The following is a 12,413-nucleotide window of genomic DNA, read 5'->3' on the forward strand; positions in this document are numbered from 1 at the left end:
CATGATCCCACCGCCCTCGACTGTCAGTGCCGCGTGGAAGGATGCGCGCATCGGTGCGGACGGCACATGAGGGGTGTCATGGCGGGTGTCGAGGAGGCGGTGGGCGGACCGGCCCGGGTCGGCGGTCCCGGCGGGGAGGAACCGCCCGTCGGACGGAAAGCGCGTGCCCTGCTCGCGGAAGCCGCGCGGCTGCACGAGGCCGCACAAACCGTGCTCGCCGATCACACCCGCGCCCTGGAAGCCGTGCGTGCGGCACTGGCGCCGCTCCAGGCCGAACTCGTCGCCAAGGAGCTGGAGTCGATCCCCGTCTCACGGCTGAAGGACGTCACCGAGGGGCGGCTGCGCCTCGGGGCCGTCGAGGCGGCCGGGCTCGCCTCGGTGCGCGCGGTGTACGAGGCGAGTCGCTACGAGCTGCGACAGATCCCGGGGGTCGGTGCCCAGACCGCCGACCAGGCGCTTGCCGCCGCGCGCCAGATCGCCAGGGCGGTCGAGGACACGGTCTCCGTACGCATAGACGTGGACAGTCCTGAGCCCCGCACCACGGCCCTGGTCGTCGCGCTGCGCAGGCTCGTCGAGGCGGGACCCGAGCTGCGGCGCGCGGTGGATGCCGCCCAGCGGCTCGACGAGCGGCTCGGCGCGCTGCTGCCCGACGCCCGTCCTGCCGCCGGATGGCTGCGGCTGGCGTTCACGGGGCGGCGCCGGCGGCGGAGCGCGTTCGCGGCCGTCGCCGGGATCCGCGAGCTGACGGCCGACGCCGCCGCCCGGGACGTACGACTGCTGCTCGCGCAGGCGGCCACGGACCTGCTGCGGGAACCGGCCTCCGACATCGAGGCCTGGGTCGACTTCGAGCTGCGCTCCACGGAGTACTACAGCCAGCTCGCCGAGATCTCCGATCACCCCGCGGACGTCGAGGCCGCCGAGGGCTTTCTGCCGTCGGAGGTCGCCGAGCGTGTTCACGGGCAGTCGCTCGACGACACCCATCGCCGGGTCTCGCTGCGCGGCTACCAGTCCTTCGGCGCCCGGTTCGCGCTGGCCCAGCGCCGGGTCGTGCTCGGCGACGAGATGGGGCTCGGCAAGACCGTCCAGGCCATCGCGGTGCTCGCCCATCTCGCGGGGGAGGGGCACAGCCACTTCCTGGTGGTGTGCCCGGCCAGCGTGCTGATCAACTGGACTCGCGAAATCCGCGCGCGCAGCACCCTGCGGGCCCTGCCGGTGCACGGCGCCGACCGGCAGGACGCGTACGCCGAGTGGCGGGAGCGCGGCGGCGTCGCGATCACCACGTACGACGTGCTGCACAGCCTGCCCACGCCGAACGGCCTGCCTACGCCAAGGAACGGAAACGGCCTGCCCACGCCGAACGGAAGGAACGGCCCGACGCTGCCCAGCGGCGCGAAGCCGCGGACCTCCCACGGCGCGGCGGCGCCCGGGATGCTCGTCGTCGACGAAGCCCACTACGTGAAGAATCCGGACGCCCGCCGCTCCAAGGCCGTCGCGGCCTGGACCGACCGCTGCGACCGCGTCCTTTTCCTCACGGGTACGCCGATGGAGAACCGTGTCGAGGAGTTCCGCAGCCTCGTCCGCTACCTCCGCCCCGAGCTGCTGCCGGAGATCCGGAACAGCAGCGCGGCCGCCGGTCCGCACGCCTTCCGTAAATCCGTCGCCCCGGCCTATCTGCGCCGCAACCAGCGGGACGTCCTCACCGAACTGCCCGCGCTGCTCCAGGTCGACGAGTGGGAGGAGTTCAGCGCGGCCGACCATGAGGCCTACCGGAAGGCGGTCGAGGCCGGGAACTTCATGGCGATGCGCAGGGCCGCGTACGCCGACGCGGAGAAGTCCGCCAAACTCCAGCGGCTGAGCGAGCTGGTGTCCGAGGCGGCGGTGAACGGGCTGAAGGTGGTCGTGTTCTCGTACTTCCGCGATGTGCTCGCCACGGTCCGGGAGACCTTGGACGCCGTTGTCCGGCAAACCCCGGGCAAGGGTGTGTTCGGGCCGATATCGGGGAGCGTGCCCGCCGCTCACCGCCAGCGTCTCGTCGACGAGTTCGCGGCGGCCGACGGGCACGCGGTGCTGCTCTGCCAGATCGAGGTCGGCGGCGTCGGCCTCAATCTGCAGGCGGCGTCGGTGGTCGTCCTCTGCGAGCCTCAGGTCAAACCGACCCTGGAGCACCAGGCCGTGGCCCGTGCCCACCGCATGGGCCAGGTCCGTCCGGTCCAGGTGCACCGCCTCCTCGCCACCGACAGCGTGGACGACCGCCTCCTGCGCATTTTGCGGAACAAGGATCGGCTCTTCGACGCCTACGCCCGCCGAAGCGACATGGCGGAGGCGAGTCCGGACGCGGTCGACGTCTCGGACGACGGGCTCGCCCGCCGCATCGTCGAGGAGGAGCAGCGACGGCTGGCCGCACAGGGCTGAGGGCGGGTCAGATCCCGTGCACCCACGCCACGGTGAACGGCGTCTCGGGAGTGCCCGGCCCCATCGGCCCGCCCTTGTCGAACTGCGAGCGGACGACGAGGGTGCGGCCGTGCCGGCGAACGAGCGTCGTCGGGATCTGGAGCGCGGTGTCGGTGACGCTCCGCTCCAGACGGGCCGCGGTTCCGTCGGCCGACAGGCGCCAACGGGTAATGGTGTTGGTCCTGTTGAGGGCGGCCCACAGGGTGCCGCCGACGAGCTCCAGACCGTCGCCGTTCACCAAGTCGCCGCCGGACAGCGCTACTTGGCGGACGTCACCGGTGGCGAGATCCACCCGGTAGAGGGCGCCCGCGGTCATGTCGACGGTGAGCAGACAGCCGTCCCCCGCGACGATCCCGTTCAGGGTGTAGGTGCCGGACGGGTGCGGGGCGACGACGCCGCTGAGGTCGTAGGCGGTGGTGAGCGTGGAGCGGCCGCCCTGCGCGGCCACCCGCGCCGGCTCGGCCGATGCCACCCGGTAGATGACCTCCCGCACGCTGTCGGTCAGATACGCGCTGCCGTCCGCGGTGATCGCCAGATCGTTGACGAAGCGCGGCGCGTCGCCGGGTACGTCGAAGCGGGCCAGTAGGGCACGGGTGCGCAGGTCGTAGACGTCGACCCCGGACGTCGAGTCGGTCACCCAGAGGCGGCCCGCCCGGTCGACCTTCAGGCCGTTGGCGGTGTTCCGGCCGTCCGTGCCCGCGGGCAGGAAGACCTCGGCCGTGCGCCGGCCGGGCGTCGCCCGGTAGACGGCGCCGGTGGTGTACGAGCCCACGTACAGGTCGCCCGTACGCGGGTCCGCCGCGATGCCCTCGGGGTAGGCGCGGTCGCCGGGCAGCTCGTAGGCGGTGGAGATACGGGGTGCGGCCGTCGCGGGCGGTGCGCCCACGGCGGTCGCCGCCACCGTCAGGGCGGCGGCGGTCAGGAAGGTGCGGCGCTGGATCGAACGGGACACGGCGGTGCCTCTCGGTCGGCTTCTCGAATTCCTGAGGAAGGGCAACGAGTACGAATCTAAGTTAGAGCTCTAATCATCGTCAATGTAATTATGGTTGTGTGGGAGCTCATGGTCGTATCGCCCATACCGTGCGCCGCTACCATGCGGAGATGACGTCCATGCCCGTGTCCGAGCGCCTCGGCTCCCATCTCAAGCGGGCCGAACAGGCTCTCAACGCGACCAAGGCCGCGGTCCTCAAACCGGCGGGCGTGACCGTCGCCCAGTACTCCGCGCTGCTCCACCTCAGTACGAACCCCGGCATCTCGGCCGCCGCACTGGCCCGCCTCTGCGTGGTCACGCCCCCGACCATGAACACGGTCCTCAAGAACCTTCAGGACCGCGGCCTCATCGAGCGCACCCCGCACGCGTGGCACAAGAACGTCCTGGAGACCCGGCTCACCGACGAGGGCCGCGCCGTCATGACCGATGCGGACGCCCGGGCGGTACGGGTCGAGCGCGCCCTGGCCGCCGGGTTCACGGACGAGGAGCGCGACGCCTTGGTCGGGCTGCTGGGCCGGTGCGTCGCACTCCTCGAAAAGGAACGGCCTCAGGCCTGATCGGCGCCACGGTACGGAGCACGCCGGCAGGCCGGGTGGGGAGTGTTGCTGCGCGCCCCCAGGCCCCCTAAAAGATCGGGTCTGGGGCGGAGCCCCAGGGGCGATGGGGCCCCGGCTCGAGCGAAGCCGAGAGTGGGGGAGGGCAGGGGCGGAGGGGGCGAAAAGCTCTACGCTCGCGCCAACCCCGTCTTCACCCCCGCCCCACACAACGGCACCACTCCCGACCGGCCCCCAAGCACCCCCTCCCGAACAGCAGCCCAGCAAGCCACCCCCGTCGACTCCACGTACAGCCCACGCGAAGCCAGGTCCATCTGCGCATGCCGGATCTGATCCTCCGTCACCGTGAGAAACGTGCCGCCCGACTCCCGCACCGCCCGCAGAATCTGCCGCGCCCGCGGCGGCCGGGGAATCGCGATGCCCTCGGCGAAGGTGGGCGCCATGGGCGTGACGCCGACGAGGTCGTCCGCGCCCGCGGACCAGGCGTGGGCCAGCGGAGCGACCGCCGCGGACTGGACGGCGTACAGGGCGGGCCGGCGATCGATGAGGCCCGCCCCGTGCAGTTCAGCGATGGCGAGAGCGGCGCCGAGCAGCAGCGTGCCGTTGCCGACGGGCACGACGACGACATCGGGGAGGCGTCCGCCGAGGTCCTCCCAGAGCTCGTGGACGTAGGTCTTCGTACCGTGCAGGAAGTACGGGTTGAAGACGTGCGAGGCGTAGAAGACACCCTCCTCGTCCGCCGCCTCGCGCGCGGCCTGTGCCGTCGCCTCACGGTCGCCCTCCACGACGCGCAGCCGCGCCCCGTGCGCCTCGATCTGCTCCAGCTTCTTCGATGAGGTGCCCTCGGGCACGTACACCGTGCACGGCAGTGCGGCCCGCGCGCAGTACGCGGCGATCGCCGTTCCCGCGTTGCCGCTGCTGTCCGCGAGCACCTGCCGGGGCTTCAGCCGCAGCGCCAGCTCGGCCAGCAACACCGCCCCGCGGTCCTTGAACGACAGGGTCGGCATGAGGAAGTCGAGCTTCGCGGAGATGTCGTCACGGAGGGGGACGAGAGGGGTGCGGCCTTCGCCCAGGCTGAGCGTGGGCGCGGACAGCGGCAGGCACTCCGCGTATCGCCACAGCGAATTCACTCGCCCGGCAAGGGACTTGAGGGGTGCGGGTGTCGGCGCGAAGTCGAGATCGAGCGGGCCGCGGCAGACCGGACAGCACCAGGCGAGCGAGCCGGCCGGGACGCGGGTGCCGTCCGTGGGGCAGAAACAATCCGGCAGTGGTGTCATGTGCGCAGGTTAAGCGCAGGTCGAGCAGGGTTTGAATGTGCTGGTTGGTGACGTTGTGTCATGGCTGGCATATGGCACCTGCGTTACAGCACTGCAGGGCCCTTGTGCAATTCCTGTGGAGGCCTCAATCTTTCGGCTGACGCACAGGGTTCTCACAGCTGAGCGGCAGGCGAGCGGCTGCCACGCGGCTGCTTGGCATGACCCTGTCTAGTCGATCTCTCGGTTCGTGCACCATCCCCCACCAGCGCACCACCGACTGAGAAGGATCCCTCAGATGGCAGAGATGCGTCATGTCCGTCCTGCCGGCCATGCCCGGCGAAGACTGGCCTGGGCAGGCTCAGCGGCTCTCGTCCTCGGCATCGTCTCCGCGCTCCCCGCGAGCGCCGCGTCCGAGCGGGTGGGCCACATCCAGTACGCCGGCGCCCCGGGCGCGGTCGCGAACAGCTACATCGTGACCCTCGACGCGCACGCCGCGAAGGCGACGTCGGCCAAGGGCAAGGCCCTGGCCAAGGAGTACGGCGCCACGATCGAGCGTACGTACAAGAAGGCCCTGAACGGCTACGCGATCGAGGCCACCGCGGCGGAGGCGAAGCGGTTCGCCGCCGACCCCGCCGTCACCTCCGTCGTGCAGAACCGCACCTTCCACATCGACGCGACCCAGACCAACCCGCCCTCCTGGGGCCTGGACCGCATCGACCAGAAGAACCTGCCGCTGGACAGCAAGTACACCTACCCGGACTCGGCCGGGCAGGGCGTGACCGCGTACATCGTCGACACCGGCGTACGCATCACGCACAGCGACTTCGGCGGCCGGGCCTCGTACGGCTACGACGCCGTCGACAACGACAACACCGCGCAGGACGGCAACGGCCACGGCACGCACGTGGCGGGCACGGTGGCCGGCAACGCGTACGGCGTCGCCAAGAAGGCCAAGATCGTCGCCGTCCGTGTGCTCAACAACTCCGGCTCGGGCACGACCGCCCAGGTCGTCGCGGGCATCGACTGGGTGACCCAGAACCACAGCGGGCCGTCCGTCGCCAACATGTCGCTCGGCGGCGGCGCGGACAGCGCCCTCGACACGGCCGTCCGCAACGCGATCGCCTCCGGCGTCACCTTCGCGGTCGCGGCGGGCAACGACAACGCGAACGCCTCCAACTACTCGCCCGCCCGCGTCGGCGAGGCCATCACGGTCGGCGCGACCACATCGACCGACGCCCGCGCCAGCTACTCCAACTACGGCTCCATCCTGGACATCTTCGCTCCGGGCTCCTCGATCACGTCCTCGTGGAACACCAGCGACACGGCGACGAACACGATCTCCGGTACGTCGATGGCGACGCCGCACGTGACCGGCGCGGCGGCCGTCTATCTGGCCGACCACCCCGGCTCCACCCCCGCACAGGTCGCCTCCGGCCTGGTCGCCGCCGCCTCCACCGGTGTCGTCACCAGCCCCGGCACCGGCTCGCCCAACCGTCTGCTCCAGGTCGGCGCCGGTACGGTGACCCCGCCCGGACCGCGCTTCGAGAACACCGCGGACTACGCGATCAACGACAACTCCACGGTCGAGTCGCCGATCACCGTCAGCGGTGTTCCCGGGAACGCGCCGTCGTCACTGAGTGTGCCTGTGAACATCGTTCACACGTACATCGGTGATCTGCAGGTGCAACTGATAGCCCCCGACGGTTCGGCGTACACGCTGAAGTCGTACGGCACCGGCGGAAGCTCCGACAACATCAACACCACGTACACCGTGAACGCCTCCTCCGAGGTCGCAGGCGGCACATGGAAGCTGCGCGTGAGCGACAACGCGGCGCTCGACACCGGGAAGATCGACTCCTGGGCGCTGCAGTTCTGACCGACGGTCGGTGACCGACGGTCGGTGACCGACGGTCAATTGCTCTCCTGGCCCTCGCGGTACGGCTTCGGGTCCGTGACCCAGCCGGCCGCGAGGACCAGGCGTGAGGGCCGGTGCACGGCGAGGAAGCCGAAGGGGCGGTCGAAGGTGGCGCGGATCGTGGTGGTCACATAGCGCCGTTCGGGTGCCGACGTGAGGCTCACTCCGACGGACGTCACCGCCACGGCCTCGAAACCCAGGGCGCCGAACCTCGCCATGGCGGACTGCTGGGCGGACTCGACGAACAGAGGCGGGTACTCGCAGATGCCGGGAAAGTGCCCCTGACGTGAATCGCTCGCCGCGGTGAGGCCGAACAGCCCGCTCTGCGTCAGCAGATCGTGCTCCGCCCTGACCTCGTACGCCGCCGTCATCACCCGCAAGGTCGTCGGCCGGGGCCGTACACAGCGCTCCTTCTCCACCCGCACACCGGGTCCCACGTCGCCGTACGGGAGTTGAGGACCGGGCACGACCTCATGTGTACCGCCGAGGATGTCCACGCCCGCGCCCAGCACCTGCCCGGGGCCCATCCGTTCCTCGCCGAGCAGGAGATGCACGTCGATGCCGGTCGAGCCGAGGACCTTCAGCTCGGTGACCGGCCCGTCCGGCGTGTCCGCCACGCCGATCCGGTCCAGCAGGACGCTCCTGCGGCGCAGCCCCAGCAGCGCACGCCCCTGCCACGGTCCCGCCTTCGGCCGGAAGTAGCGCTCCTCGAAAGGGCGCAGCCACTTCGTGCGCAGGGCCAGCGCGCTCGCCAGGACCAGCACGGTGCAGTCGGTCAGTTCGACCGGCATGTGGTCGATGAGACCCCCGGTCCGCTCCGTGGCCCACGCGTCGAGCGTCGCGCGGTCCGCCGGGTGATCGCCGCTGAGTTCACCGCGCGTGCCTGCGGGCAGTCCCGCCTCCCACTCCTCCCGCACCTTCAGCCGCCGGTCGGTCCACAGCCCGAGGGCCGAGTCGAGCCCCCGTATCGCGCCGAGCGTGGCCATGAACTCCCTTGCGCGGTACGCCGCTTCCTGCGCCGGGAACCCCACCACCTCCGCCAGCTCCGTGCGCGCCGCGCCGTCGGCCCCGTCCGCCAGGAAGCCGAGCAGAGGCCACACTCCGGCCGCCGAGAAGAGCGTGCCGTCCGACACCACTCCCGCCCAACGGGCCGTCAGGCCGTTGACCGTCCGAATCGTCGCGTTGGTGACCTCCATTACGCCCCCGCCCGTGTCGCGCTTACGATGCGCGCAGCCATTCGGCAGCCGTACGTAGGTTCCACCTCGCCTGGACTAGGAGCAAGGTACTCGTGGCAATACCCCCGCCGCCCGGGCCACAGCCCGAGGGCCAGTACCCGCCTCCAGGGTTGCCGCCGGGCGCGTCCCCCTACCCGAACACCCCCTATCCGGGGCCGTACCAGCCCTGGGGCCAGGGCTACTCCCCGTACAACCGCCCCGCACCCGTCAACGGCCTCGCGATCTCCGCGCTCGTGCTCGGCATCCTCTGCTTCCTGCCCGCCGTCGGGCTGGTGCTCGGGATCGTCGCGCTCGCGCAGATCAAGAAGCGGGGCGAGCGGGGCAAGGGGATGGCGGTGGGCGGCATGGTCATGTCGTCGATCGGCGTCGTGCTGCTCACGGTCGCGGTCGCCACGGGCGGCGTGGGCGACTTCTGGGACGGCTTCAAGGACGCGGCGAACGACTCGGGCGGCGCCGCCTTCTCGCTCAAGAAGGGCGAGTGCTTCGACGCGCCGGGCGGCGCCCTGGAGGGGATGGCGTACGACGTCGACAAGGTGCCGTGCGCGGGTGAACACGACGCCGAGGTGTTCGCGGACTTCAGGATGAGCGGCGGCGCCTACCCGGGGGACGGCGCGATCACCGACTCCGCCGACGAGAAGTGCTACGCCCTGAAGGACGCGTACGCGATGGATGCCTGGGCCGTCCCGGACAACGTTGACGTGTACTACTTCACGCCGACGCGGCAGAGCTGGCGCCTCGGCGACCGCGAGATCACCTGCATGTTCGGGAACACCGACGAGAAGGGCAGCCTGACGGGGTCGCTGCGCAAGGACGCGACGACGCTCGACGCGGATCAACTCGCCTATCTGCTGGCCGCGCAGGGCATCAACGCGGCGATGGACGCGGCGCCCGACGAGGAGTACGTCGAGGACGACCTGCCCGGCCACAAGAAGTGGGCGACCAAGGTCTCGGAGGCGCTCACGACGCAGGCGGACACTCTGCGCGGTCACGGGTTCGCGCCCGCGGTCCGCAAGCCGGTCGACGCCCTGGTCAAGGACATGGAGCTCTCCCAGAAGGAGTGGGCGAAGGCGGCGGCCGCGCAGGACGCGGACACCTTCTACACCCACTACGAGAAGGGCATGAAGCTCATCGACCCCAAGAAGACGGTCACCACACGCAAGGCTCTGGGCCTCGCCACCACCCCGCCGCCGTCCGACGAGAACGGTGACGGCCAGGACGGCGAAGGAAGCGGCACCGGCATGGAGGTGTGACGGCGGCTATACCGGGGAGAAAGTGCCTGCGTAAAGCCCTCGAGGACCACAAGTCATCACATCGAGTGATTCTCTGGCCTTTGCTTGCATGGCACAACCCACGGTTGCCACCCTGTTGCTGTCTGTACAATCTGATGGGAGCGGCCAGTGACTTTCGGTGAGCAGCCGGCGTACCTGCGCGTCGCGGGTGATCTCCGCAAGAAGATCGTCGACGGTTCGCTGCCACCGCACACCCGGCTCCCGTCACAGGCCAGGATCCGCCAGGAGTACGGCGTCTCGGACACGGTCGCCCTGGAGGCGCGCAAGGTGCTGATGGCCGAGGGGCTGGTCGAGGGCCGCTCCGGGTCGGGCACGTATGTGCGCGAGCGGCCGGTGCCGCGCCGGGTCGCCCGCTCCGGGTACCGGCCGGACAGCGGTGCGACCCCGTTCCGCCAGGAGCAGGCCGACATCTCCGCGCGCGGCACGTGGGAGTCCCACAGCCGGCAGGTCGAGGCGAGCGGTGCGATCGCCGAGCGCCTGTCCGTCCAGCCCGGCGACCGCGTGATGTGCACGAAGTACGTCTACCGGGACGGCGGCGAGGCGATGATGCTCTCCACATCCTGGGAGCCCCTCGCCGTCACCGGCCGTACGCCGGTGATGCTCCCCGAGGAGGGCCCGCTCGGCGGTATGGGCGTCGTCGAGCGCATGGCCGCCATCGACGTGATCGTGGACAACGTCACGGAGGAGGTGGGAGCGCGCCCAGGCCTCGCCGAGGAACTCCTCGCGCTCGGCGGCGTACCCGGCCATGTCGTCCTCGTCATCCAGCGGACCTTCTACGCCTCGGGTCGCCCGGTCGAGACGGCCGACGTCGTCGTACCGGCGGACCGGTACCGGATCGCGTATCACCTGCCCGTGAAGTAACCGCGTATCACCTGCCCGTGAGTAACCGGTATCACCAGCCCGCGGAGTAACCACGTATCACTGCCCGTGAGGCAATCGGTGTCGCATGCCGGTGAACTGGCCGACGCCATCCATGGACCGACCCCCGACGTCCGCCAAGTGGACCGCGCGTGAAGCCCGGTTGGAATCTGGCCTTTCTCAAGAGCCCTGCCCGCGCGGGACTTCGCGCTGCTCGGGGGCGCACGGAGGGCGGTCGACAGCGCGTTCGATGGCGTGCGCCCCCTCCCGTCCTGGCTGGTTGCGCACCTACGGCGTACCTCGTGCGTACCTCTTTGTGAAAAGCCGTATTCGCTGCGTGAAGGTAAGGCGTAGGCTCGGGCATATGCGGATTGCGGTTTCCTTAGAGGGCGGGGCACGGCGGGGGCCCGGGGCGGGAAGTGGAGGGGCTCGATGAACGACGGCACGATCACTCTTCCCTGGCTCGTCATACGGCAGGACGACAACGGCAACCGCTACCGCGTGGGCAGGTACGCGACCCGGGCCGAGGCCCAGAAGATCGCGGACAGCCTCGACGACCGCGGGCACAAGCAGCTCTACTGGGTCGAGCGGATCGGGCAGAACGGATCCAAGTGATCGCGCTCGCCCGCGCAGTGATCCCCTTGTCGCCGACAGGTGATCCACGCCGCCGGAGCCCCGCGTCGCTCCCGTAGGCTCCGGCGCATGACGGAACGGATCGTGGTGGTCGGAGCCGCCCTGCTGAGCGGCGGGCGTCTGCTCGCCGCCCGCCGCAGCGCGCCTCCCGAACTGGCCGGGCGCTGGGAGTTGCCGGGCGGCAAGGTCGAACCGGGCGAGACTCCCGAGCACGCTCTCGTACGGGAACTGCGTGAGGAACTCGGCGTCGAGGCGGAGCCGCTGGAGCGGGTCCCCGGCGAGTGGCTCCTGAAGCCGGGGTACGTCCTACGGGTGTGGACCGCACGGCTGCTCCCCGGCTCCGCCGAACCCCGACCCCTGGAGGACCACGACGAACTGCGCTGGCTGACCCCCGGCGAGATCTGGGACGTGGACTGGCTGGACGCGGACGTACCGGCGGTGAAGGGTGCGCTGCTGAGGCTGGACGCGGGGGCGTAGCGGGGCTCCGCGGGGCGTGCGCAGACAGGGCTCCGGATCTCGTACGCCGTTCGTGCCACAGTGCGCCTTCGTGTGCGGTAAGGCTTCCCGGATATCGGGTATGTGCCCATTAACCCCACGAAACCGGACATGGGTGGGTTCCTGGCCTGGGAAGTGATCGGCTTGATCGACACCGAAGGCGACTGCGCCGAGTGGACCTTTCCCGCGGAGCCAGGTGCTGTCCGTACCGCCCGCGCCGTCGTCCGGGGCCAGTTGCGCACATGGGAGCTGGATTCCCTCGGTGACATCGCCGCGCTGCTGGTCAGTGAGCTGGTGACGAACTCCCTGCGGCACGCCGCGGGCCCCATCGGCGTACGGCTGGTGCGTCCTGACGGGGTGCCCGGCGCCCTGCTGGTGGAGGTCTCCGACCCGCTGCCGGATCCGCCCCGCGCACGGGCCGCCGATGTCGACGACGAGAGCGGCCGCGGACTTCAGCTCGTGGCCAGCTCGTCCCGGCGCTGGGGAACGCGCCCCGGGGGCACCGGAAAGACGGTCTGGTTCGAGCTGGCGGTGCCTGGTTGACGGCGCGTCGGCCGGGGGAGCGCACGACCGATTGGTTCAGGCCACTGGTGCCGACGGAACTCTTTGATTCGATGGGGCGCCACCTGGTTAGAAGACTGGGAGTATGTCGCGGCCGGTCCAAAAACCATCGGGACCGTGCTGTGATCGTGAACACCGTGTTGTGCGGCGCCGTAGTGCTGGATACTGCGGGCAG

The 12,413-nt window shown here is 70.5% G+C and carries 11 protein-coding genes; 8 read left to right on the forward strand and 3 right to left on the reverse strand.

Annotated features, from left to right (window positions below; genetic code table 11):
* The first annotated feature begins 78 nt into the window (after positions 1-78).
* Positions 79-2,412 (forward strand): DEAD/DEAH box helicase, encoded by a 2,334-nt coding sequence (locus AB5J53_RS31210; protein ID WP_369248950.1) that lies wholly within the window; start codon positions 79-81, stop codon positions 2,410-2,412.
* A gap of 7 nt (positions 2,413-2,419) precedes the next feature.
* On the opposite strand, the gene AB5J53_RS31215 is transcribed toward AB5J53_RS31210, so the two are convergent.
* Positions 2,420-3,403 carry an SMP-30/gluconolactonase/LRE family protein gene (locus tag AB5J53_RS31215; protein ID WP_369248951.1) on the reverse strand — a complete coding sequence of 328 codons (984 nt, stop codon included), beginning with the start codon at positions 3,401-3,403 and terminating at the stop codon, positions 2,420-2,422.
* 149 nt (positions 3,404-3,552) lie between these two features.
* Here AB5J53_RS31215 and AB5J53_RS31220 point away from each other — a divergent pair, with 149 nt between their 5' ends.
* A complete protein-coding gene (locus AB5J53_RS31220; RefSeq protein WP_369248952.1) occupies positions 3,553-3,999 on the forward strand; it encodes a MarR family winged helix-turn-helix transcriptional regulator in 447 nt (148 codons plus the stop codon).
* A gap of 167 nt (positions 4,000-4,166) precedes the next feature.
* Here AB5J53_RS31220 and AB5J53_RS31225 read toward each other — a convergent pair whose 3' ends face one another.
* Entirely contained in the window at positions 4,167-5,273 is a 1,107-nt protein-coding gene (locus AB5J53_RS31225; protein WP_369248953.1) for a threonine synthase, read from the reverse strand.
* A gap of 274 nt (positions 5,274-5,547) precedes the next feature.
* Between AB5J53_RS31225 and AB5J53_RS31230 the strand changes: the two genes are divergently transcribed.
* Entirely contained in the window at positions 5,548-7,128 is a 1,581-nt protein-coding gene (locus AB5J53_RS31230; RefSeq protein WP_369248954.1) for a S8 family serine peptidase, read from the forward strand.
* A 35-nt stretch (positions 7,129-7,163) separates the two neighbouring features.
* Here the strand turns inward: AB5J53_RS31230 and AB5J53_RS31235 are convergent, their stop codons facing one another.
* Positions 7,164-8,363 (reverse strand): serpin family protein, encoded by a 1,200-nt coding sequence (locus AB5J53_RS31235; RefSeq protein WP_369248955.1) that lies wholly within the window; start codon positions 8,361-8,363, stop codon positions 7,164-7,166.
* Positions 8,364-8,455: 92 nt separating this feature from the next.
* On the opposite strand from AB5J53_RS31235, the gene AB5J53_RS31240 reads away from it, so the two are divergent.
* The 5 genes from AB5J53_RS31240 to AB5J53_RS31260 all read left to right on the forward strand — a co-directional run bounded on the left by AB5J53_RS31240 (position 8,456) and on the right by AB5J53_RS31260 (position 12,220).
* Positions 8,456-9,652, forward strand: a complete 1,197-nt coding sequence (locus AB5J53_RS31240) for a DUF4190 domain-containing protein (protein WP_369248956.1) — start codon at positions 8,456-8,458, stop codon at positions 9,650-9,652.
* A 147-nt stretch (positions 9,653-9,799) separates the two neighbouring features.
* The gene (locus AB5J53_RS31245; protein WP_369248957.1) at positions 9,800-10,552 is read left to right on the forward strand and encodes a GntR family transcriptional regulator; all 753 of its coding nucleotides are present in this window, start codon (positions 9,800-9,802) and stop codon (positions 10,550-10,552) included.
* 429 nt (positions 10,553-10,981) lie between these two features.
* Entirely contained in the window at positions 10,982-11,164 is a 183-nt protein-coding gene (locus AB5J53_RS31250; protein ID WP_055618615.1) for an SPOR domain-containing protein, read from the forward strand.
* Between the two features lie 87 nt (positions 11,165-11,251).
* On the forward strand, positions 11,252-11,659 hold the full coding sequence (locus AB5J53_RS31255) for a (deoxy)nucleoside triphosphate pyrophosphohydrolase (protein WP_369248958.1): 408 nt from the start codon (positions 11,252-11,254) through the stop codon (positions 11,657-11,659).
* Between the two features lie 129 nt (positions 11,660-11,788).
* A complete protein-coding gene (locus tag AB5J53_RS31260) occupies positions 11,789-12,220 on the forward strand; it encodes an ATP-binding protein (protein ID WP_369248959.1) in 432 nt (143 codons plus the stop codon).
* The last annotated feature ends 193 nt before the right edge of the window (positions 12,221-12,413 follow it).

This window comes from Streptomyces sp. R41 (assembly GCF_041053055.1).
GTDB lineage: Bacteria > Actinomycetota > Actinomycetes > Streptomycetales > Streptomycetaceae > Streptomyces.